The 24573-nt window shown below is 34.2% G+C and carries 21 protein-coding genes; 3 read left to right on the forward strand and 18 right to left on the reverse strand.

Annotated elements, in window-relative coordinates; translation table 11 throughout:
* Positions 1–203 precede the first annotated feature (203 nt).
* The 6 genes from ftsA to ACN1AG_RS04160 form a co-directional block, all read right to left on the reverse strand.
* Positions 204–1442, reverse strand: coding sequence for a cell division protein FtsA (ftsA, locus tag ACN1AG_RS04135; protein ID WP_417905552.1), 1239 nt, complete (start codon positions 1440–1442; stop codon positions 204–206).
* A 5-nt stretch (positions 1443–1447) separates the two neighbouring features.
* Complete coding sequence (locus ACN1AG_RS04140) at positions 1448–2242, reverse strand: cell division protein FtsQ/DivIB (protein WP_417905553.1); 795 nt, start codon at positions 2240–2242, stop codon at positions 1448–1450.
* Positions 2239–3201: a D-alanine--D-alanine ligase gene (locus ACN1AG_RS04145; RefSeq protein WP_417905554.1), complete on the reverse strand. Its 963-nt coding sequence runs from the start codon at positions 3199–3201 to the stop codon at positions 2239–2241. The genes ACN1AG_RS04140 and ACN1AG_RS04145 overlap by 4 nt, the downstream gene beginning before the upstream one ends.
* A complete protein-coding gene (gene murB, locus ACN1AG_RS04150; RefSeq protein ID WP_417905555.1) occupies positions 3194–4081 on the reverse strand; it encodes a UDP-N-acetylmuramate dehydrogenase in 888 nt (295 codons plus the stop codon). The genes ACN1AG_RS04145 and murB overlap by 8 nt, the downstream gene beginning before the upstream one ends.
* A 141-nt stretch (positions 4082–4222) precedes the next feature.
* Positions 4223–5677, reverse strand: a complete 1455-nt coding sequence (murC, locus tag ACN1AG_RS04155) for a UDP-N-acetylmuramate--L-alanine ligase (protein WP_417905556.1) — start codon at positions 5675–5677, stop codon at positions 4223–4225.
* 106 nt (positions 5678–5783) lie between these two features.
* Positions 5784–6485 carry a hypothetical protein gene (locus ACN1AG_RS04160; RefSeq protein WP_417905557.1) on the reverse strand — a complete coding sequence of 234 codons (702 nt, stop codon included), beginning with the start codon at positions 6483–6485 and terminating at the stop codon, positions 5784–5786.
* A 1451-nt stretch (positions 6486–7936) separates the two neighbouring features.
* Between ACN1AG_RS04160 and ACN1AG_RS04165 the strand changes: the two genes are divergently transcribed.
* The 3 genes from ACN1AG_RS04165 to ACN1AG_RS04175 all read left to right on the forward strand — a co-directional run bounded on the left by ACN1AG_RS04165 (position 7937) and on the right by ACN1AG_RS04175 (position 10852).
* The gene (locus tag ACN1AG_RS04165; RefSeq protein ID WP_417905558.1) at positions 7937–9130 is read left to right on the forward strand and encodes a hypothetical protein; all 1194 of its coding nucleotides are present in this window, start codon (positions 7937–7939) and stop codon (positions 9128–9130) included.
* A gap of 386 nt (positions 9131–9516) precedes the next feature.
* Positions 9517–10116, forward strand: a complete 600-nt coding sequence (locus ACN1AG_RS04170) for a bifunctional (p)ppGpp synthetase/guanosine-3',5'-bis(diphosphate) 3'-pyrophosphohydrolase (protein ID WP_417905559.1) — start codon at positions 9517–9519, stop codon at positions 10114–10116.
* 70 nt (positions 10117–10186) lie between these two features.
* Positions 10187–10852, forward strand: coding sequence for an HD domain-containing protein (locus ACN1AG_RS04175; RefSeq protein WP_417905560.1), 666 nt, complete (start codon positions 10187–10189; stop codon positions 10850–10852).
* On the opposite strand, the gene ACN1AG_RS04180 is transcribed toward ACN1AG_RS04175, so the two are convergent.
* From ACN1AG_RS04180 to ACN1AG_RS04235, 12 genes are all read right to left on the reverse strand, one after another.
* Complete coding sequence (locus ACN1AG_RS04180) at positions 10832–12160, reverse strand: MFS transporter (RefSeq protein ID WP_417905561.1); 1329 nt, start codon at positions 12158–12160, stop codon at positions 10832–10834. The genes ACN1AG_RS04175 and ACN1AG_RS04180 overlap by 21 nt on opposite strands.
* Before the next feature lie 171 nt (positions 12161–12331).
* On the reverse strand, positions 12332–12862 hold the full coding sequence (locus ACN1AG_RS04185; protein WP_417905562.1) for a hypothetical protein: 531 nt from the start codon (positions 12860–12862) through the stop codon (positions 12332–12334).
* A 148-nt stretch (positions 12863–13010) separates the two neighbouring features.
* On the reverse strand, positions 13011–13463 hold the full coding sequence (locus tag ACN1AG_RS04190; protein WP_417905563.1) for a lysozyme: 453 nt from the start codon (positions 13461–13463) through the stop codon (positions 13011–13013).
* 18 nt (positions 13464–13481) lie between these two features.
* Positions 13482–14003, reverse strand: a complete 522-nt coding sequence (locus ACN1AG_RS04195) for a hypothetical protein (RefSeq protein WP_417905564.1) — start codon at positions 14001–14003, stop codon at positions 13482–13484.
* A gap of 17 nt (positions 14004–14020) precedes the next feature.
* Positions 14021–14812 carry a hypothetical protein gene (locus ACN1AG_RS04200; protein WP_417905565.1) on the reverse strand — a complete coding sequence of 264 codons (792 nt, stop codon included), beginning with the start codon at positions 14810–14812 and terminating at the stop codon, positions 14021–14023.
* Between the two features lie 219 nt (positions 14813–15031).
* The gene (locus ACN1AG_RS04205) at positions 15032–16435 is read right to left on the reverse strand and encodes an ankyrin repeat domain-containing protein (RefSeq protein ID WP_417905566.1); all 1404 of its coding nucleotides are present in this window, start codon (positions 16433–16435) and stop codon (positions 15032–15034) included.
* Positions 16436–16751: 316 nt separating this feature from the next.
* Positions 16752–19247 carry a phage capsid protein gene (locus ACN1AG_RS04210; RefSeq protein WP_417905567.1) on the reverse strand — a complete coding sequence of 832 codons (2496 nt, stop codon included), beginning with the start codon at positions 19245–19247 and terminating at the stop codon, positions 16752–16754.
* A gap of 192 nt (positions 19248–19439) precedes the next feature.
* The gene (locus ACN1AG_RS04215) at positions 19440–20243 is read right to left on the reverse strand and encodes a hypothetical protein (RefSeq protein ID WP_417905568.1); all 804 of its coding nucleotides are present in this window, start codon (positions 20241–20243) and stop codon (positions 19440–19442) included.
* Positions 20244–20246: 3 nt separating this feature from the next.
* The gene (locus tag ACN1AG_RS04220; RefSeq protein ID WP_417905569.1) at positions 20247–21146 is read right to left on the reverse strand and encodes a PD-(D/E)XK nuclease family transposase; all 900 of its coding nucleotides are present in this window, start codon (positions 21144–21146) and stop codon (positions 20247–20249) included.
* Positions 21147–21213: 67 nt separating this feature from the next.
* On the reverse strand, positions 21214–21492 hold the full coding sequence (locus tag ACN1AG_RS04225; RefSeq protein WP_417905570.1) for a hypothetical protein: 279 nt from the start codon (positions 21490–21492) through the stop codon (positions 21214–21216).
* Between the two features lies 1 nt (position 21493).
* Positions 21494–23071, reverse strand: coding sequence for a portal protein (locus ACN1AG_RS04230; RefSeq protein ID WP_417905571.1), 1578 nt, complete (start codon positions 23069–23071; stop codon positions 21494–21496).
* Positions 23064–24572 (reverse strand): hypothetical protein, encoded by a 1509-nt coding sequence (locus tag ACN1AG_RS04235; protein ID WP_417905572.1) that lies wholly within the window; start codon positions 24570–24572, stop codon positions 23064–23066. Before ACN1AG_RS04235 ends, ACN1AG_RS04230 begins: the two co-directional genes overlap by 8 nt.
* Position 24573: the final 1 nt, after the last annotated feature.

Raw genomic sequence — 24573 nt, forward strand, 5'->3', positions numbered from 1 at the left:
TGGTGTAGCTGGTTTTTGTGTTAAAATAACTTGTTTATTACTTTTCATAAAATCCTCATTATTTTATTATTAATTAACTTAGGATCTTAGCAGACATAATATCCAATTATTATTCTATCATACCTTAATTTATATAATCAATAATTATTTAACTTTATATTATTTAATATTTACCACTATTTTTTAGCACTGTTGCAAAATAGTCAAATATTCTCTTTCAGCCAAATTAGAAACTTTTTAAACCAACTAGTATCGTTATTATCATTAATATCAAAATTATTTTTTCGTATTTTTAAAGATTGATTTTTTACCATACCTATAGAAGTGGAGTATATATGGGGATTATAATCTTCAGCAAAACCTGGTAAGACCTCTGGTTTACCAATTCGTACTTGTTTTTCAAAAATTTTGCTTGCCAGTTCTTTTACTCCTCGGAGCATTGCCCCACCACCGGTAATAACAATGCGATAAGCGATCATATTGCCTGCAACAACTTTGTCATATTCTGCTTGAACCATCAATAATATTTCTTCTACTCTTGGATTAATGACAGATGCAAGATATTTTGAAGTAATTGTTGGTCTGCCGCTATCAGGAATCTCCATTTCAGAATCTTCTAAACTAATAACACTATCTTTATCAAAAGAAGATGGCATAGCATTACCATAAAGAATTTTAAGTTTTTCTGCAACGTTAAGGCTTACCGAGAAGACTTTTGCTATGTCAGATGTAATATGAAAGCTACCTATATCTATGTAGCTTGTATATAGTAATTTACCTGAGACGAATACACCAAATGAAGTAGTTCTAGCACCCATATCAATTATAATAGAGCCAAGAGCTTTTTCATCCTCTGAAAGACAAGCAATTCCCGAAGCGTAAATTGCTAATATAATATTATTTATTTCAACATGACATTTTGCAAAACAATTGGTAATATTCATCAGCATATTAGAATTTGCTGTAATAATATGTAATTCACACCCTAATTCTTTGCCAAACATCCCAACTGGATCTTCAATAGCATTATTATCGTCAAGAATAAATTCTATAGGAAAATAATGAATAATTTCTTGGTCTTTAAGCTTGAACTCCAATAGGGCTTTTTTGATAAGTTTTTTGATATCTTGCTGTGAAATTGGCTGATTAGAAAGTTTTATTTTATTATTTATGTAATAAGACTTAGTGCCATAGCCTGTTAGTGATATAGTTATTTTTTTTATGTTTTTACCGCAATCTTTTTCTAATGCATAAATCGCCCCTACTATGCTATTTTCTGCCTCTTTTAAATCTAATATGACTCCTGATTTAATGCCTTTTGAGTAATACAGATTTTGGCTTATTATTTTTGCTTCCTCTCTTTTGTCAATATATGCCGCAATGCAAGCTATTTTACTACTACCAAGGTCAAGAGTAACAAAGTTATACAATTTGGCTTTCATAACTTTTAATATTTTTCCATATAAACTTTACTCGAATCTCGTAAATCTACAATTTTATAGTTCTGATTAAATAATATATTTTTCATATCCAATCCTGCAAGATAATCTAAAGCATGTTCAAAACCTAAGTCTGGCATTTTAACAGTAATACCTTGCTCTAGATTTAAATCCCAACGTCTTCCTCCATAACGTACAGAAGAGATAATTTTTTTAGCTAATTCAGGGTGTTTAGCTAAATCCTGAATTAATTTGCTAGTATAAATATTAGCATCCGATCCCACAACATGCAAAAGATTAGAGAAACTACCTATATTATTGGTAATTTTATATCCTTCTTGATCAATAAGAAAAACTTGCCCGTTAATCTGCCAAATAGCAATGGGTATTCTCTCAATTAGTCTTATGTAAAGAGTATTAGGTAATCTTCTCTCAATAATTGAGACATTTTTAATCCAAGGATTGCGTCTCAAATTACTTTTTATTGAATCCAAATCTAGAGAAAAAATAGCTGTACCCTTATCAGCATTTAAAGTAGCCAATATATCTTCTTCCTGAGTATTATATTGCCCTTCTATTAAAACATTTTCAAGCCTAAAACCAATATCAGAAGTGAATTCGTAAATATATTGGGCAATTTCTTGTTTTACAGAACTAAAATAGTTGGTGAAGAAAAATAAAGAAAGAAAAACTACTAGGATAATTTTAATAAAAAATACCACCCTAACATACACCGCTCCAATCTTTCGTCGCAGCGGTATATTAGCTTTTTTTTTCTTATTAAACATCTTATTCTTTTTCATGGGTCAACGCTTGCTGTTTCTAAAATTTTTTCAATTAGCGAGCAGAAATCTATTCCCTGTGAAGCAGCTATTTCTGGTATAATCGATAAAGGGGTCATACCAGGATGAGTGTTAATTTCTAGAGCAAAAAATTCATTTGTGCTTTCATCCAAAATAAACTCTGCTCTAATTGCACCCCGGCAATGCATGATTTTATATATTCTTTCAGACTCTTCTAGTAACTTATTATACATATTCTGTGGTAATGGAGCTGGGCATAAATGCTGTGCTAACCCTTCTGTGTACTTAGTATCATAATCATAAAAACGCCGTTTTAGGAGTTTTATTTCCAATACCCCTAAGGCTTTGCCGTTTAAAACAGCGACCTGCATTTCTCTCCCCTTAATATATTCCTCAATCATTACCTCACCATAAGGAAAAGCATAATTAGCAAAGTTAAAATCATCCTCAACAAATATGACCTCAACACCAATACTTGATCCCTGTGTAATAGGTTTTATAACGTATGGTCTTGGCATAGGATCGTTTTTAATATTATCAGATTTATTAATGACAATACTCTTAGCTATCTTAACATCATTGGTAACAAACCAAGATTTTGCATGTATTTTACTAAACGCTAAAGAAGAATTAAGAACACCACCGTGAGTATAAGGAATCCGTAGGATATTTAGTAAGCCAGGAAGACAACCATCTTCACCATAAGTGCCATGTAAACAATTAAAAACTACATCAGGTTTTACCTGCAAAAGTACTGATGCAATGTCTACTCCCATATCAATAAAAGTAACTTTATAGCCACTATCTACCAAAGCTTTATTAACTCCCGAAGATGATACTAAAGAAACCTCTCGTTCAGCCGACATACCGCCACCTATTACCGCCACGTGCTTTTTCCCTTTATTACTCAATATGGTAACCTTAGAATTAGCAATAAAGCTAGTCTGATATTTATGCATATTTTCCTATTCGTTTAATCTCCCATTCTAGATTAATGCCACTATCTTCAAATACATTCTTTTTCACGAGATCACCTAAATCTTCTAAATCACGAGCAGAGCTATTACCATGGTTTATCATAAAATTACAATGTAGTTGCGACATAGAAGCCCCGCCAATTCTGTATCCCCTCATACCAGCCTTGTCAATTAGTTGCCATGCTTTATGATTTTCTGGATTAGCAAATGTACTGCCGCTTGTCCGTTCTTTAATCGGCTGGGTTGCTAGCCTATTTTTATTTATTTCATCCATTTTTGCTAGGATCATCTCTCGCTCCCCAATAGTTGCCTTAAAGATAGCCCTAGTTATAATCAAATCTTTTGGTAAATTATTACCACGATACTTAAAACCTATTTCCTCGTTAGGGATTAGGATAAAATTTCCTCTAGAGTCTATTGCTTCAATTGCTATTATGATATCTTTAAACTCTGAACCATATGCCCCAGCGTTCATAACCACTCCACCACCTATAGTACCCGGTATACCAACCAAAAACTCAAAACCAGTAATTGCATGCACCTGACAGAATTTAGCAAGGTTATAGTTAAGACAACCACTCCCTACTGATATCTGATTATCCGGCATTAATTCTATATTAGTAAAATTTTGACCAAGTTTTACTACAACTCCATCTATACCACCATCTCTAATGATAATATTTGATCCAGCCCCTAAAACAGTTATTGGCCTATGTTGTTGGTTTTGTGATACAAAATTTGCTAAGTCTTGTACATCTAATGGTTTAAAAAAAATCTCAGCTGGTCCACCAACTTTAAACCAAGTTAGATGACTTAAATTGTAATTATTTCTATATTCACCAACAGTTTTAGGCAATTCCATAATTATAAAATATCTCCCTTAATACCATAACTGTTGAAACTTACTGCACACCCTATATCTCAACGTCATTGCGAGCGTAAGCGAAGCAATCCAAGAAGACAATTATAAATAAATCGATGTTCCTGGATTGCTTCGTCGCTACTAAAGTAGCTCCTCGCAATGACGCTCTCGCGTAAATTGCTGATGCAAATCATTGGCCCAAGCAGAAATGCTCCCAGCACCCATCATTACTATTATATCATTTGGCATAGCTTCACTAATAATAATTTTAGCTATATCTTTATGATCCTCGATAAAGGCTGCCATTGGATGAGATTTAGTATTGTTGATTTCATCCACTATACTTTTTCCTGTTATACCATCTATTGGCTGTTCACCACCAGCATATATATCCGTGATATACACCTGGTCAGCATCAACAAAACAAGTCAAAAAATCATCAAACAAATATTTAACTCTTGTGTACCTATGTGGTTGGAAGATTGCTATAATCTTACTATTTTGCTTGTTAGCAATATTTCTTGCTGTAGCAAGTGTAGCTTTTACTTCCTCCGGATGGTGAGCATAATCATCAATTATTGTAGCACTGTTATATTCGGCTACCTTAGTGAATCTGCGTTTGATCCCTTTGAAACTATTAAATCCATTTTTAATGATTTTAATACCAAAATCAAGTTCTACAGCTATCGCTATAGCAGCAAGAGCATTAAGGATATTGTGTCTCCCTGGGGTAGGTAAGGTAATTCGCTCTATAATTGTTACACCATTTACGTTAGGTAGGTTAATTCGCACATCAAAAGTCGATGATGTAATATCAAAATTCAAATTAAAGGCTTGTATGTGAGCATCATTTGAGTCTATACCATAAGTTATAATTTTACGCTCAAAGATGCTACTTACTAAATTTCTAACAACTTTATGATCAATACAAACAACTGCAAAGCCATAAAATGGTAAATTAGTTATAAAGCTCCTAAAAGCTTGAATTAAACTATCAAAATCATGGTAAAAATCTAGATGCTCAGGATCGATATTAGTTATTGCCGCAATCGTTGATGGCACGCGAATAAAAGTTGCATCAGACTCATCGGCTTCGGCTATCAGATAATTCCCAGACCCAAGATAGGCATTAGTAGATTTACTATTAACAATACCACCATTAATTAAAGTCGGACAAAGCCCAGCAGCTTCAAATAAACAAGCAACGAGTGATGTTGTAGTAGTCTTGCCATGCGAGCCGGAAATTGCCACAGAGCATTTTAGCCTCATTAATTCAGCCAGCATTTCAGCCCGCCTAATTATTGGTATCTTTCTACGTAAGGCTTCCTGAATTTCAGGGTTATCTTTATTTATAGCTGATGATACCACTACATATGAAACATTAGTGACATTTTGGCCTTGATGACCAAGGAAAACCTTAATACCATTAGTTTCTAGTCTTTTGGTATTATAATTTTCTGCTATATCAGAACCTTGTACTTTATATCCAAGGTTATGGAGTATTTCGGCAATGCCACTCATACCGATTCCTCCGATACCTATAAAATGCATCGTATCAAGAGTTCCGTTTATCTTTTTTAGTTCTAATAAAAACATTTTATATAATAATAGTTATAGTTGTTTATCTCTTGCATAATCAGTTTTTAACCAAAGGTCAAGCTTTTAAGAAAAAATATTTCGATTAATTTGAGTATACTCACTCTCAATAATCACAGGCCTCTGTGATCAAACCCATTAGCTGATCTATTTCAGGTTTTATTTGTGATTCCCAAGTTTTAGCAACTGTGCAATCCATAGGATCAATAAGCAATATTTTTGTTGTTGCTGTAAATTCGTGATCTGCTGCAATAATTTCATAAGTCGCTCTCATTTTATTAGAATAATGATCGTACTCATCTACAGTCATTTTTGACTCCCAACTTTTACTATTACTACATTTAGCCATTATTTGTGATCTACTAAAAGAATCAACACAAATAAATATTATATCAGGAAATTGTACGGTCTTATGAGTAGTTTGTACCTGATCTGTATAATGTTTTTTTACCATCTCCCAACTAAATCCTTGATCTAGACAAACAGCCCCTTGGTATCCCACTACTTCTGGAAACCCACCTTTACAAAATATGTACTGATTATTTTCTAAAGCAGTACTAATTAGGTTATTATAGATATTACAGCTTGCACTTATATATAATGCTCCACTTACTGTATTGTTAATTTTATCTTCTACTCTATCAAATCGAACAATTTTCTCTCCAAACTCAGTACTTTTTGGATCATCTACAATCGAGATAAGTTCTGGTGCAACCTTTCTTTCTTGTATAAGATAATCTACAGACATTTGTCTATATTCGTTTTTTCCAGCAAAACTCATACCACAAAACATTACATATTTACTCATAGTTATACCTCCCTATATTATTTTATTATAATAACATAAAATAACTAAACACTAAGTACCTTAGATAAATTTTTACAAAAAATAAAGTAATAATCTTTCTAATTAACCTCAAGTATTGATGTAATAAATTAATAGTAGGCTCAATATCATCACCATTAGGGGTGATGTCACCCCTGCGAAAGCAGGGGTCTAAAATAACTTAACACAACCTATCTTGGTCATTCTTTTAGATTCCGCACCGAAGCGGGAATGACAGCTCGGGGTAGTAACTACAACTATAGTACTAGCGTAGTTAATAATGGGAAATGGTATAACAAGTTACATCGAACTTCCGTGATAATAGTAATAAGAAGTTGACAACTCTACATGATGATTCAATTACCCGATGCTTTACAAAAAGGTCAAGTATGCGTATATATGTTCGTCTAGTAAAAGTTAATTACTATAATTTAATAACTTTGTAATATTTAGTTTGTATTAATTAACATTTATTAGATTATATCTTTAATTAATAATAATGAGCATAAATTTATGACTACTAGTCTTCCATCTAATACGTACTTTAGTAAATCACCAAAAGTAGAGGATGATAATCTTGCTGTTAATCCTGCTGTTAATCTTGATGCAGTTTCTGATGATTCAGTTTCTCCCCCGCCATTCTCCTTGCCCTATCCTGTTGCTAACTCAACGTTTTACACTTCCCTTGTCGATTTACAGGGACACACGAACGACCATAATAACGACCACAATTAGGGAATATAAAAATTTCTACAATTTTTCTACAAAAATTTTGGTAAAATTATAAAAACTAAAGAGCATCTTGTTTTGGAAACCCTAGCAAGATGCTCAGAAAACCATCATGAAAGCAAATATAACTATTGCTAAAAAATATGTACCTACACTTAGTGCAGGTATATTATATGATATAATGCCTTATATTAACCTGAATTCGATGTAACAAGTTACATCGAACTTTCGTGTTATATATAGAAACAATCAGGTTTGAAACTGTTCTACACCTGATTGTTAAAATATAACACTCCATTCAATATACGTTAATTCGGGATAAGGATTAGTAAAAATAGCAGACATATATACACTACGAAGAGCAATTAATGTATGAATTCACAGAAATGCAATTTATACATATCCAAAATCTTGTATTAGTTATAGCTAAAGCATTTTTACTAATCCTTATCCCGAATTAACGTTAGTTGTACTAACAATGACAAAGATACTTCAGAATCAAGTATAGAATTAGGTTTAAGCTTAAACTTAATTAAACAATTTATTTATGAACTAAATGGTAAAATTGATATTAGCAGCCAGCAAGCTAAGGGTATTATCCTCACTTTGCAAGTGCCGGTAACATTAGTGTCAACTGAAGAGCTTAATAATGACAACAATATGACTAATAACCATTAAAAATATCTAATTGGAGGATAAATATTATGACTGAACTTGTAAAAATTAATAACTTTTATGAACTGCTTGAAAAACTACAAGCTGGTGAAAATGTGCCTGATATAAATCTTGAACACTGTAATATTGGCACTAGTGGTGTAAAGCGACTTATCCTAGCTTTGAGGAACAATAACACAGTAAAGAGCCTATATCTTTGCAACAATGCGATTGACGATGATGGAACAGAATTAATTGCGGATTTTTTGCAAAATAATAACACTGTAACTACAATAGATATTAGCGAGAACAACATTGGCAATAGGGGGATATATAGACTTGCAGAAGCGATGAAAGGCAATAATACTATAACCCAAATAGATATTAGTGATAACAATATTGGCGATACGGGAGCTTGCCGACTTGCAGAAGCTTTAAAAAACCATAATATAACTGTATTAAATCTTGATGGAAATAATATTGAAGATGGTGGAGCAGAAGGCTTAGCTATGTTTTTAGAGAATAATAATAGTATATATAGGCTATCTCTTGCTGCAAATAACATAGGAGCAAAAGGAGTAGGAGAGCTTGCTAAAACTCTAAAACATAATAAGTCTATGGAGATACTGAATATTGCGTGTAACAATATTGGTGTAGAAGGAGTACGATCATTAAGTAATCTTCTCGAACATAACGAAACCCTAGCCTCTCTAGATATTGCAAATACTGGAATTGGAGCAGAAGGGGTGGGGCTGCTTAGCAAAGCTTTGCAACATAACAAAGTTTTAAGTGAAATAAATCTTAACAGCAACAATATTGGTCGTAAAGGAATAAGTCTGCTTATCAAAGGACTAGAGACTAATAGCACATTGGATTGTATAAAGCTTAAATATAACAATATTGGTCATGATGGTGCAGCTATACTAGCACGCTTTCTAGCAAAAAATCGCACTATAAAGTACATAGAACTTGAGGGCAATAAGATTTATGATTTTGGGATTGTTAGACTTTTTAAGGCTCTAGAAATTAATAGAGCCTTCAAAGAGATAGATTTTGGCTATGAGGACACTATGAGTACTACTGGGATCATAAAACTAATAAGAATTCTAAAGGCTAATAAAGTTGTCAGCAAGATAATAATAGATTTGGGAGGAGTAATGGTTACTGATATAGCAATAGAGTGGTTAATTAAGACTCTAGATATCCACAACAAAAAACTGACTGGTAGTTTGTCGGTGGTTTAACACTATATTAGGGAAAAAATAACAGTGTTCTGATTAATGAGAGTATTTGGGGATAGGATGCCACGTGCTGTGGTGTTCAGCACCGAGGTTAGGACAAGCAATGCAAGATTTTAATCTAACCTCAGTGTCTGTCTTCTGAAAAACAAAAAATAGGAATTAATTTTTTCAAAATAATATAAAAAAGTATTGAGGTATTTCTATCATTAGTATATTATACTTTATATTTAAAACATGTCTGTTCTACAAATTATCTAATGGAATGGCAGAATGATAGCTTATGAGTCTTTTGTGACAAATATGTATTAACTTATTAATTGCTGATAATTGACAAACCAATTATTAGTTATTAACATTAAAGATTCTGAGTATAGGGTATAATATTAATTATGCGGGATACCACTACTAACGATTTACGTAACATTATAGCTAATATTAGGACTAATCTGAGAAAAAATGATGTAGAAGCTGAAATACAGTACAGATTAAAAGACCCTTATTCTGCTTTAAAAAAGATGTTAAGGAAGAATATAGAGGTGAAAAAATTAACTGACCTAATTGGTTTTAGGATTATAGTTAATAAACAATATGACTGTTATAAAGTGTTGATTACTCTTTACAATATCTATTCTGTTCATATGGGAAAGACTAAAGACTATATTGCTGATCCTAAGGATAATGGTTATCGTTCTTTGCATCTCGTAGTTATAGCCGATATCTATAACTATAACATAGAAATACAAATACGGACTAGAAGGATGCATAATATAGCCGAATTTGGCATAGCCAACCATGAGGCATATAAAAAAACGCAGGAAGAAAAATTAAGAAAGTTATTTTATGAGGAAAGACTTAATACAGTTACTATTAATACTGAAATAAATAAAGCCTATGATATTTTTAACCAGTTTAATTGGACTATATCAGAACTCGTTGCTTATGAGCAGGCAATTGAAAATCTTTGCCATAAATTCCAAAATAATTCTTAAAAAATATAACAAAATCATTGGCAATATTAGTTTAATTTAATGTACAATCAAAATAATGGGGAGGCATTTTATGGAAGATATTGACAATTGGCAGATCAAGTTTAAATCTTGCGAATATTCTGCTAGATTACTTAGTAAATTGATTTTACTCAATGAAAAAGTAGTTCACCCAGTAGATATCAGAGAAATTATCAAAGCTATCTATTATGCTAAGAAATATCATGGTAGTCAAATGCGGCAATCGGGTGAACCATATTACTCACACCCGATTGCAGTAGCTTATATTTTTGCTAGCTATACAGCTCAAGCAGTTCACCAATTGTTTAACACTAACATGATCGTTACCAGCTTACTGCACGACACGCTCGAAGACACAACACTTACCGAAGAGATGATTGCTCAAATTTTTGGCAGTCTAGTCGCAAGTCAAGTAGAAGACCTGACAAGGGTCAAGCCTTATGGCAAAATTAGCTCCAAAGAGACTCTAGATTTATTAATTCAACAAGAAAAATATGATGTAGCATTGATTAAAATTTTTGATCGCATTCATAACTTACAAACACTAGGAGCTAAATCACCTGAAAAGGCACTGAAGATAGTTAAGGAAACTATAGGATATTTTATAACTCTTTGTATTCGCTTAGAAATACCAACAGCCGAGCAGCAATTAATAAATCTATGTTACAAAAATTTGCCTATTAACTCCATACCGGCTCTAGACTATACAGTTTTTTGAGTGGATGGTTTTAGCTATTTTCGCTAAGTTTTCAAAATGCAATAATCCGTAAGTAAAACCAATGATTATAGGAATCATAATTAACCATATTCCCCAATTGCCAAAACATTCAACAAGGTAGACAAAACCAAAAGCACTAATAACATATATCATAGCACGAGATACAGAAAATGTCATGCTAGCATAGGTAAAACGTTTAAATATAGGAAAGCTTTTTAAACAAATAGGAGTAGCGGGGTTTAAGCATTGTTTCCATAAGACTATAAAAAATTGAATAAAAAATAACTGATAAGGAGAATTAACATTATTCAATAAATACGGACAAAATATCATAAAAATAGAAAATATTAACAGCACAATTTTCATGATTAATAATGGATATACTTTTAAACTTAAATAACATAATATTAATATGGTTAACAACTCCATTAGACAAACAATAAAATTATGCTTAATAATTTCGGGTACTGTGTAACCAAAGCTAGTTTTTAAAATATTACCACAATATATATAAATGAAATAAACACATACCGGTAAGGCACATTGTAGTAAAAAGAAAGCTATTACAGTTTTTTTATTAACTTTTTCTTGCCAAATAGGATCGTTTTTTAAAATATTTATATCGGTATTAGTTGTTTTAAAAACTCTTTTTATTCGACGTTTGGCATCGGCAAAGTCTGGGGCTTCTCTAAGTTTTTTTCTTGCAACAGAACCAACAAATGCAATTATTGCACCAATCCAAAATGCTATACGCCAATTAATACCATAACAAACAACAAGTGAGGCAATTGCCAAAGCTCCTACTGTTCCTAGGACAGCACAAGCCCCTATCAATCCAACACTTGCATATTGTATAGGTGGGTGAAGCATTTCAGTTAAATAAAGTTCTGCCCCTACTATTTCGCCCATAGAAGACATACCTTGAACAGCCCGGCAGGTAATCGCTATCCAAACCGTTACGATTCCTACTTGTTCGTAAGTAGGCAGATTAGCCATAACAACGCAAGCAGATGACATCATGAAAGTTGTGATGATAACTGTTGATTTACGCCCTATATTATCACCTATCCATCCAAATATTAAAGCCCCTAATGGTCTAAGTAGGTAAGTTGCACAAAAAGCACCTGCAGAATACAAAGCCGTAGTGTGTGGATCAGTTTTGGGAAAAAATAATTCATTAAGAAGCCCTGCCATATGAACGTAAATCATCAAATCAAAATATTCAAGGAAAGTTCCTACTGACAGTAACCCCACAGCTTCTTTTTGTTCTTTGTTTAAACTTGTTTGTTCTTGAGGGTATCCTATCATTTTTCTTACCATCAATAGCTTGGGCATTAATGATAGCAAGAAAAAATAATATTAAAAGTGAAAAGAAATTTTAGTTAACAATAACCTCAACTATTGATGTAAGACATTGGTTTAATAGCCTAGGGTGACATCGTCCGCAGGTTAACAATATCACCAAATATTTAATAAAGATTAATAAAGCCTAAATAGTCTAGGGGATATCTCTTTGACATACTCACTATATATTTCAGGACAATCACCTTTAAACTTTGGTAGGTCAAAGGTTTTGCGGGTAGCGTGTTTCCACGATACAAGAATATGATCACCTTTTTTTAGGTAAACATGGAATTGCATATAATTCATCACTTCTAACTTTAAGCTATCTTCCTTGCAGAGTAGCTGTTGATGTATCTCTTCCAACTGATTCAGCTCTTTTACTTTTTCAGCTATTGCGTCATTTGCTTCAATAATATTTTGGCTATCAACATTATTGCTAGAAATAGCGTAGTGTTTTCTTGCCTGCTCAACAGTTTGGGGCATAGTTTGGGATACAGTTTGCGGTATTACCTCAGGGGTAGTGGAAGTCTGTTTTACAGTATCATTTAAAACAATTTCCTGAGGTCTATTTTTCTTTTTGCTTAAACTAACAACATTTTGGCTAACAATATTTTGATCTTGATATTGTTGTTGATTTCTTTCTATTTTTATCCTTGCGGCTTTCATTTTTTTATCCTTGTTATATGATTTAAACCGTCATTGCGAGCGAACGTATGTGAGCGTGGCAATCCATGAAGCTTGTCATATAGATTGCTTCGTTGACCTACGGTCTCCTCGCAATGACGGAGTAACACGACAAAATTACCTGTCATATCTAGTTCTGTAAAAATATTTCTCTCTCTAACAATCGTCTTCTCACTAAACCCTTAAGCTTGATACCACGGGCATAAACCCATTTAGGAAATTCATCGGCAGCCGATAAATATTCACCTCGTAGCAATTTTTGTCGTAAACTGGAAGATTGAAATGCACCAGCTCCGCAGTTGAAGATAAATGATATCAAAGCCCCTTCTTGTGAGCAGTTTAATGGTACACGGCAATGTCGATAAATGGCATATTTAGCTTGTTCTATATCTTGCTCTAGCAAGTAATCAGCGTGTTCTCGCGATATACCATCAGACATTTGTTGTTGTTCATACTCTTTTATCACATGCCCCCAGCCAATAGTTTTTAAACCAGCTGGGCAGTAATATGGTTGTAGTCTCAGCCCTTCAAAGATTTTAATTATATATTCTGCTTTACTATTACTAGTAATATTAGTAGCCATTAACCTTACCTGCTACCGTTACCAAACCTTACCATTGCTACTACCATTGACATAGGTATAACCACTGCCATTACCATAGAGATAACCTTTATTGTTACCATTCACTCGGTATCTGCCAAAAGCCCGATGACCAAACCAAAAACCAATAACTGCACAAAATATTCCTTGATCCTCACTACTCCATATGGTGTCTGATGCACCAAATTTTATGAAGATGGTTAATTTTAATGCTACATAGAGCAGAAAGAATACATAAGTAATCATTGGTCTAACAGTGGTAGCTAAAAAATCCACCCAATTATTATTGCTGTTATTGGCTATTTGCATGCCAGCATATTGATACAGATATTTACTCTCATCATTATCAGCCTGAATTTGGATTTCCTCAAGCCTAGCACTATGTATAGTATTTGAAGCTTTTATTTGCAGACCGATTAATTTCAGCTCATGTTCCTTGTCTTTCTTATCCTTAAGAAAATGCAAAATCTCCGGTAAAAAACTACTGAAAAATCCTATAAAGGCACTTAATATCGCTATCATACAATTATCACCTTTATTTAATGAATATCAATAGGGCCACAACGACTACCACCAATAGTCAATTTTTTATTAACAATATCAAGAATAACATTACCTGCAACATTATCAACGCTGACATAAGATTTCAAATTTGTTGCAGTTATAGAATTACCAGCAAGTGTAAGAGTACATCCAGCCATACTTAGGATGTTCGAACCATCGCCACGCCCTATTACATTAATTGGACACTCGAAAGTCCAAGTTTGTGCGGTCATACTTAGACGTTGTTCTAAATCAGCTATTTTATTAAGTAAACCTTCAGTTTCATCTTCTGCCGCAATATCTGATAGGTGTAAACTAGCTAGCGAGGTTAGGCTTTGGCTTAAATCTTTACTGCTCTCAAGACTAAGGCTATTTAGGTTGTCAGAACTATTAACATAGATGATGTATTTTAGCTCTCTAACATTACTAGGAATCAGGTTGATTAGGTTTTTCAGATTATCTCTACCAACTCGGCTACCTAAGTTCCAAGGTAGGACGATATAATTACCTTCATCCTCAGAACTCATGGCTACTTTAGTGAAAGGATGTTGCCTGCCCAAATAAAAGCTTAGTGTAGCTTTAGAAAATGTTATAATTTCAGTGTCGCTGGCAGTTATTATGTGCAGCTCTGCTTTTTCTACTTGATTAGGTATAAAAACCTTCTCGCCTAAGTGAAATTTAGCGATGTCCGGTAAATGATCACTATTACTTGTGTAAACATTTTTCATGATTTTTTTAAGATTTTCGATATCTTTTGACTTGTTAAATTTGACAACAATTTTTCTCATACAAACCTTTATAATACCTGTGTTTCAGGGGGTTTATTATAACATAAAAAATTGTAATTTGCATCAAGTTTTGTGATATTTTTACATCATATTTTCACTAATATAAGTTAAGTTGTTTTTCAACTTAATTTGGCAAATATTTGTTACTCAGAAAGTATTACAGGAGTGGATGCACCTGCCGAGTGTGGTTAATTGATAGGGAGGAAGAAAAACCACGATTTACAGATGCGACAGAACATGTTCTTCAGTTGAGTCCGCCCCCACAATACGTACATCATGCAGCTTCTGTGTTACATAGTCTAATGGTGTCAAACCAGCTATCTCCATTTGTATGATAGGATTGTTTGAACACGGTTCGCCTATGTTATTTAATTGCTCGTTAGCTTCATTTAAACAGTCAAATAGCTTCTTAATAACCAGTTCTTCTGTAAGTTCTTCCTGATTTAATATTGGACAAAGTTTTTGCAGATTATTTAGAAGCTCATCTGTCTTATCTAGCTTTTTAATCTGCTCAATAAATTCATCATAATAATTTTCCTTTGTCTGCTGATATTTTTTTAATTGTGATAAATGTGAGTTATCCAATAAATTTTTTTCGGCAATCCAGTTAATAAGGTTAATAAAATCTTCAGATGTATTTTGAAGTGAGCATGATTTTAGCAGCGATGTTGCGTCAATCATTGATGTTGCGTCCCTATAGTCTTTCGCCAAATCTAATGGCGTTTCACCCTGTTTATTTTTACAATAAATACTAGCCCCATACTTTAATAACAATTCTGCCGCAGGAGACTTATACCATATTCTGCTCCAACCACCACCCTCAAGGTTGCTAAAAGGTACTGTAGCATGCAATGGTGTATTACCATCGTTATCTGTACAATGAACATTAGCACCATGTTGTAACAGAAATTCCATCGATTTATAATTAATTTCTGCGTAATCCAATATGGCATGCAACATGGTTTGACCATCTTTATTTTTATGATCAATATTAACGTTTGGTTGTTTTAACATAAATTCTGCTATGTCATACTTCTTCTTCCATACCGCTTGCTGCAGTGCTTCATGCACATAGTAGCTATTTAACTCATGATCATTAGCTACATTTTCTAATAAGAATTTTACAGCTGCTAAATTATCATACCATGCTGCATAATATAATAGTGTAGCACCCCATACACAATACTGACCATTAAGAAAGATAGTTGCTCCCCATTTTTCAGTTATTTTATTTATCTCCTCTATCTTGTTTTCAAAGTCATCATACGTAATAGCATATACACATAAACCATGCATAAGTATTTCTTTCATTCGATCTGTGGCCCACTTTTGGTTTGCTTCTATATTTTCTTTATCACTTAATATAATAAATGTTGCATTTATTACATTGTCTAATTCAGGTTTTTTTGCACGAATAATCTTATCTGCCATATTAGCATCTGTTATTATTACAATTCTTTCATTTAATGTTGGATTGTTTTTATGATAGTCTTCAATAACCCTCACAGCTGCAGTTGGATAAGTAATGTTCTGAAATGAAATATTATACTTTTGTACCAAATCCTCTGTTATTTTTGATTGTTTATTATCGTCGGTAAAATAAAAATATTTGATAGCACTCATAAAGTCACCTTTATATAATTAAATTTTCTCAGTTGATTGTAGTTTGCAAGTTATACTAAATATAATGAGAAGGTGTCAATATAGAAGGTTGATTTGCAAACTATGTTATTACATTATACCATCAAACTCATCCTTTAACATAGATCATTTTTCTAAAGCTTGCCATTTTTGATTAAATGTATCCTTAATCTTATTTGAGACTTCTGAAGTTTTATATTTATCCAGTGGAATTGCTATTAAAAGCTCCTTCCACCTGCCCATTTTACAAATGGTTTTGCCTTATCGTCATTTTCAATTATTATGTGCATTCTTTCTTCTACCAATTCAAGCTATGACAGTCATGGAAGCCACATAGAGCGGGTTGCAGGTAGAATAAATTACGACCCGGGATGTTTCTTTGAAGAGATTTTTTAAGCAACTTTTCTGCCTTATCCAACTCACCATTTTTGATTAAAGTAAGTATTGTGCCAAAATCAATAATATCACTACCCATAGTTCCTGCTAAAGCTTTAAGCAGATTATTATAACTATCATACTCATTAAAGAAAAAATCCCCAAATAATCCAAGACCTCCGCCCTGTAATAAGGACGCCATAAATACTCCTTCTTCGTTTGGTGCAATCCATTCTTTCCCTTCTACCAACCTTTTAGCATTGATCGACAAGTAACCAAGTCCTATAGAACCCGATAATAATTGAAACAACATTTTAATAGTAGTTGGGTTTCTCATTGATTTAGCAATATCCTTCCATGTTCCTAAATCCAACAAATTGCCACTACCTATTTGTTGATGAAGTGGTATCTGATCGATGGTTATTGATTTTAACGGTCTAGTAATGTAAGTATAGGCAAAAGTTTTGAACTGCATTATACACTGAATCACCGCGGCAGCTGGCGAACCTGCCTTAATGCCTAAATTACCGAGTAACACGGCATTTTTCTCGGCAGTATGGGGAGTGGCAATAGCTGTATCAACCCGATCAAGTAAATATCTTCGTAAATTATTGGTCAAATCTTGCTTGAATCTAGTTATATCGAGACTACTAATTGTACTTTTACCGCTTTGTTGTTGTAAATGTTGCTCTAGTAAATGATCAGGTAGTAGTGCCATATCGGGTATTAAATATGCCTTATTCTCTATTTGCTGTACTAAATGCTGATAAAGATGCCAATTACTTTCATTAATGCCATATCTATTAAGCAAAGTTTGTAAGTTATGATATAGTAAGTTAAAGGGCTTATTAACTTGTAATGCTAAATTATGCGATAACAAATTACCAACTGTAGATTTCCAAGTATTATCCCACCATTCCATACAGTTTAGTTTAAAAAATGCATTGGTAAGTTTAAATATGCTACCAGATACTGGATACTCTCCTGCAAAACGAGAATGACTATGCCTAAGTAATGAATCTACAGAGATACCAAGCAACCTGCCAAGTTCTTTTTTCTTTTTACCATTAAATCCTGTAGCTGCCACTTGCAATATATTCGCATAAGAGTGAAGTAGTGGTATGCCATTATTCTGTAACTCACTGACAAAACTTATCATATCAGGGATTGAAGAAAGTACCACTTTGCCAAGATTTACCATACACTTCCAAGCACGATAAGCCCCAAGGATACGGTCAACTGATGGTATTTGTGGTTTTACTCCTAGCATTAGGTCTAACTGATTGACAAAACTGTTTGGATTGCTCAGTAACGCTAATTGCTTTAAAATAGCTGGGTCTTTAATTGCTAACTCTTGTAGCTCCTTGGTAAAAGTGCCTTTATCGTAATTCTCTAAACATTTAATCACCACTACTGCTTGCTCATTATCCCGGCTAGCTCCAAAGGCTTCACTGTAATATAATACCTTGGCATAATGATATTGTACCAGCTCTTCAATGCCCTTCTTGTTAGAACCACTGACTGTGTTAAATCTTATAGCTCCTTCATTAAAGGCGTAGCAATCCTTTACAGCATATCTAGGGCGATTAGCATCCCCAGTATCATCAAATATACCACCCAACATCTCGCTAGTAATAAAGGTAAATCCTAAGAAACTATTAACTTCACCACTCACTAAAGCTCTAACATTATTATAGTCATAATTGGTAATTTGTGGATCGCGTAACAAGTCGGAGATTTGATTACTTGAACATAGTAAGTATAATTTATTATACATACCAAAAGAGCGTTTTTTTAAGATATGATGAGCTTTTATTAGTTTGTCGACAGTTAGTCCGGCTCTTTTCGAATCAATGATACCTCTGTTGCCAGCAACTGCAGCTTGAGCATTTAAGGTTAAATTAGCATCAGTAACCCTAATTCCTATCGGTATCACATTATTAACTACATCAAAGTTAATCACATTGTTGCCTGTCCGTCCTGCTCTGACTGGACTGGCAAAAGCACTAATAATTACCCGGTCTTGTTGTCTACCCATTGCCCAACCTGCCATTTTAGGAAAATGTGAGGTGGGGTCGGTTAATAAGTTCAACTTATCATTCCTATCCATGGTAGCGTTCCAATGATAGCTCGATGCCGTCAAAAAGCGTCTTGAAATAGTTGGAATTTTAAACTCTATTTGTTCTAGCCTAGCAGGGTGTCTAGCATCCGCATAATGTCCATGTAGATGATCATCAGGATCAATTGGGTATCGATTTCTACTCTCGACCTCATGGGTAGTCATTGACTCAAAGCTAATTACTTCAGTATCTTGCGTACCATTAGTAACGCATTTTCGTAGCTTAGAACCTTCTTGTTGAATAACTAGGCTGATATTTTTGGCAAATTGTTCTTTAAGACCATCTGTTATTTGTTCCATTTTTCCTCCTCAAATAATCTATCAATATTTAAAGTGCGATATCATTTATACTCGAATTTGGTCGTTGTCCGCTATGCAGCTAACGAGCTTTCGGGTATATATGCTATTAGTGGCTCTTTTTTGATAGGTTATTGCGAAGTTGCAGCCTTAAAATGAGTTGTCACCTACATCATGACTTTAATGATTGGTTGGTTACGTTATTTTTTCTTGTTTTTTATCATAAGCAATTTTATATAATTGTTGCATACGTTTCACAGCTTGATCATGTCCCGTATGGTCTTTAGTCCTTAATTTTACCATAAACTCAGGGTCAGAATCAAGTTTTTCTATCTCTGACAATGCAGCTTCCCGGCTATTAATTGCAGGTAGCTCTTTACCAGTTACCAACGAATCGGATTTTAAGGTTTCACCAACCCTAACTAACAAATCTACTAAGGCTGGTGCGTAATGTGAATCTTCAATTAATCCAGCTAGTTCTTTAGTACCAAACTTAGACAAGGCTGCCTGCATCACTGTCATCTTACTGTCAAAACCTTCACCATAAGTGTTTTTCAACCAACTAATGTGAGAATGACGTGTTTGCTCGATAGCATTTTTTTGCTGTTTTTGTAAATCCTGCGAAAAACCATACAGAGAATTAAGCAGCTTCTCACCTTGCCTTTTAGATAATCCGCTTTGGTAAAACATGTCTTCATAACGAGTTAAATACTCCTCATCTTCCTTGGATCGTTTGTCAGTATATTTCTTATCCTCAGGCAGTCCCAAACGAGAATAAAATTTTTGCCACTCTTCATCAGAGCTGTCATCTTTTGGCACGGCAATTCGTTGATTCAAGCTCTTTTCTGCTTCCAAATAGCTCTGTGCTAAAGATGATACATCCTTGAATTTACCCAGTGACTCAGCTTTACGTATTTCCTCAGGCATATTAGCTAACCAATCATTACCAAAGGAATTAGGACTAGTTTCATAGTTATTAGCAGTTACTTCTTTACTCATAGGTTATTCTTCTTTTAACACTTCTATTTCTTTTTTTAACTGTTCTATTTTTTCAATGGTTAGTTTTGTATATTTAGCTATTTTTTCTATTGGCTCATTATCAATTAACATTTCTTTTGCTGTGGCTATAGCATTTTTTTCTTCACCTTTTTCAAGCCCTTTTTGCTCAGCTGAAACTATATAATCACGTTGTTTTAAGGATTCATTGACATATCTATTATAAGCTACACGTTCTTTTGTAGTCATTTTTAGGATGCTAAGTCGTTCAGCTACTTTCTTCATATAAGGTGATTTAAAATCATCTCTAACCTCATTGTGTTTAGCAAAATATAACCATTCATCCATTTCCTTTTTTATAATATCGTCAAAAAGTGGTACGGAAATAACAAAATATTCTGGAAATATATTATGAATATCCACTACCTTACCCTCTGTATCAGCAAGATGCAGGTCTATAGGATGTTCTCGATCGATTTCTTTAAAGATAGTTTTACCGTGATATAAAGGCGATTTCATACCTGCATAAGCAAAATATATTAAGTTGATATGAAATACTTTTTTGATGCTGGCATAATCTTGACTCGCATAAATACTATCAACAATCAACCGGCTAGTATTAAAGCAAGCTTTATGGAGAAACAAGCTAGTATAAGTGCGATCTATCTCAACAATATATTTATGACCTTGTTGGTCTTCAACAACAACGTCAGCAATGCTTTTTTTTAGGTCTACACTTTCTTTATTACTTTCACTCTCAAGTAAGGCAATGATTTTTACTGCTGAATAGCCGCCAACATCTCTAAGTATCGCCGAAATAAAACCCTCGACTATCTCATAGTCACCTTTATTCTTGAGTAAATATTTAATTGCGTAGTCCAACGATATCAGCGGTTTACTGCTCATAAGTTATCCTCATTATAAAAAACCACATTTGTCTGTTTAAAAACTATTTTTTTACTATTGTAAACTACTACTCTATTTTAGCACCATCGATATTATCAACTCCATCATCTTCTGAAGCTTGCGAGCATATGTATAAAAACAAAGCTCGCATACCTTCATTGAAAGCGGTGTAGTTGCTTTCTTGCAGAAAGTTGCTGCGATACACACCACTTAATTGAGCCAAGTCTTCTAATACTATTCTACCATCTTCTCCACTAAAAATCTGCAAATAAATTGATTTTAATTGCTCTTTTGTCGGTATTGTGAGTGGAGATTGGGCTGCTTCCGAGTTAATTGATAGTTTCATTTTATTGTCCTTGTATTTGTTGCTGTTGCAACTGTTGCATTTGCATCATCTTACGTTGTTGTCTGATTTGTAATACTTCTTGCTCACTCTTGAGGATTGAACTTGGGGCTTCTCGTAGTTCAAAAAATAGTTTAAAACACTCATCCCAGTTAATATTATCATAAATCTCAGGAAAAAAGTTACTTATACCACTTCGTTGAAAAAAACTTAATACTTGTTCAACGCTGGCTATTGCTGATGTTTTCTGTACCCTAGATAGTGGTGAAACATATCCAATCTCTATCTCAGGTGGGCTATTTGCCCCCTCTAAGATCGGTACTCTATTATATTTGATTAGCGTTTGATATATTGCCATAATTAACGGATTTAACAACTCACTCTCAATTCTTCCAACCATCGGGGACATTAAACGATATTGTTCTTCCGTTCTAATTTGTACCTCAGTGGCAGTCATTTCTTTGTTTTCTTTCTGCATTCTAAAAATATCAACATAGAATGCCTTATATATGGCATCGCGGCATTGATTCTGCTCGATTTCAGTTGGTAGGATATTTTCCATACCAGTTAGGGGTATTATTTTATCCGCCATACCGTTACGATAGAAATTAACACTACCCGGCGTAGTGTAAAGAGGTAAGTAATAGCCATCTTTAGGCACTAATAATGGTGGGTCTAGTTGTTTTTGTGCTACTTTCAGGGTAATTTGTCTTAAGCTATTGAGTAATTTAATATCAGGTAGCACATGATGAGCCGGAGCATAGCCATATACTTCACCTTCTTCTTTTACCCACCGCGTTACAAAAAATGGGAAATAAGAATAGCCTAATTGACTGATAATTTTTTGTTCAGCAAGATAGATGTATTCTGAACTATAGGGCAGTAGCGATGAGCTAGATGTTAAAGGACTAGCTGCATTTGGTTTTCTACCTTTATTTTTTTGATTGTGAGCTTGCGGGCTAACTATGTGCAATATTTCTACTATTTCATCAGGATTTCGGGCTAATCTTTCCTTGAAAGGGGCAAAGTCTACCCATTTCGCTGATGCCGATTTGATCGGCATGCTAAATAGTCGGTACATTGTATTAACAAACCCAAACTTATCCTCTTCAAAATAACACTCCTGTAAATTAATATTACGAAAGAACAGAGTTTGGGCTAATTCTATATCTTCTTCAACATAGAATATCGCAGTACCAAAAGCTGATAAATTCAAAAAAAACTGATGAATCTGACTATAAAAATTAGAAGCCGGATTATTGAATATATCCATTAGGGTTTTTTCTAGCATTTGGGCTAACATGCTGCGTTCAGCTGTGGTTAAATACTGCTGTTGCTCATCATTTTCAGCGACTATAGTAAGGTTAAACCAGTTCATTGCTGGGTTTACCAGCAAGCTTTGTAAACCTGATGCTAATTGCTCTCTTGACCAAATAGAAGTTGAGTCAAATATTACCTTATTAGTCTCCGTTTGTGGACAAACATATTTCTTCAACTCATCCCATATATGATGCCATTTCTCCCGCTTGCTCTTGAGATTATCAAAATATTCAATTTTTTTGTTTAAATCATTATCAGCCATAAGATGTCACCATATTTGTGTTGTAATTGGTACGTGTTGAGTTTGGGTTTAAATAAGGCTCGCCCAGCTTCTTTGACACTTTCTTGAGTTTCTTAATGAACTCATTATCATATAACACCTCATAGTTATACTTTTTACCGCTAGCTGCCGTCATACTAGGCAAACCAAGAGTTAACCCCTCAATATCCTTAAGCGACACGATCTTGCCAAGAGATTCGTGTAATGGCGGTAAATCTTTTAATTGTGGCACTGATCGCATGCCAAAATGTTCCAACGCTTGTTTTAGACCACCAAGCTCAGGTATGGCTCTTTTGTCTAATCCGGATGGACCGTATCTTGCTATTCGCGACAAATCAGCTCCTATACTTGGATCATTGTTGTTAAGATTAATTCTTTCTAAACCAGCAAGTTTACGACTAATATCGGATTTGTTCATATAATGACCAATACCAACAAGCGGAGATAACATTTGGATTCCCGAACCTATCCCAGCAAGCATTGAACCACTAGTACCAATCGCTCCTAAGCCTGCCCCAAGTCCAAAAGTTAAAGCTGTTAGTCCCAATCCTTGTGCTAGCCCAGTATCTCTTGCAGATTTTTGATACTTACCAGCTCGCCACTCTAAATCCCTGCCATAGCTATCCAACTGGCTTTGAGCTGCCGCCCCATAACTTCTCAACTGGTTTTGTAGCCCTTCAGCATGCGATTGCTGCCTTGTATAGTTAGCAGTGATTTGCTCTTGTCTATTCTGTTCTTGTTTGTATTGTTCAATCATGCTGAGCAATTGTTGTCTAGCATTATCAAAGTTACTAGTATCCTGCGACAATCGATTTTGCTGTGATTGATAGTTAGTAAGCTGATGTTCAAGATTAGCTTTTTCCCTTGTTAGCTGTTGATGCTCTTTGGTGATGCTATCCATCGAATGGCGTATTTTACTTTCTGTTTCACTACGTTGCTTTTTTAACAATTCAACGTCTTGCTGATATTTAGAAATGTGGCTACCGGCTTCCTCTTCGGTTAAACCTTTCAAGCTTTCTCTTCGCTGGGCTACTTGATCATACAGGTTTTGAAACTGACCCGGTAATTGCTCTACCTCACTTATTTTGAAATCAAGGGCGGGAGCTTTCTGTTTAAATGCTTCAAAAGCTTGTTTTAGTTGATTGGCTGATGCAGACAAACTAGATCTTTGTGATTCTATGTTTCTTAAGCCACTCTCATATTGTCGAGTATGATAATCTAGTTGGTGTTGCATATCATAGCTTCTCATGCTAGCTTGATACTGTTGCTCTTCTAGAGAGTGTAAGCCCTGCTGAGATTGTTGCAATTGCTGCGACAAATTATTGATAGTATTTTGTGCTTCACTCGCATAACTACTATAACGATCTCGTGACTCATTATAGAGACGCTTCTGTCTTGATGTATCAGCTCCAGTAATGTACCTGTTCCTAGATGCACCAACCGCTAAAGCACCAAGTCCTAGTAAACCTAATATTGGCCACATA

Origin of the sequence: Candidatus Tisiphia endosymbiont of Micropterix aruncella (genome assembly GCF_965178575.1) — a bacterium.
Classification (GTDB): Bacteria; Pseudomonadota; Alphaproteobacteria; order Rickettsiales; family Rickettsiaceae; genus Tisiphia.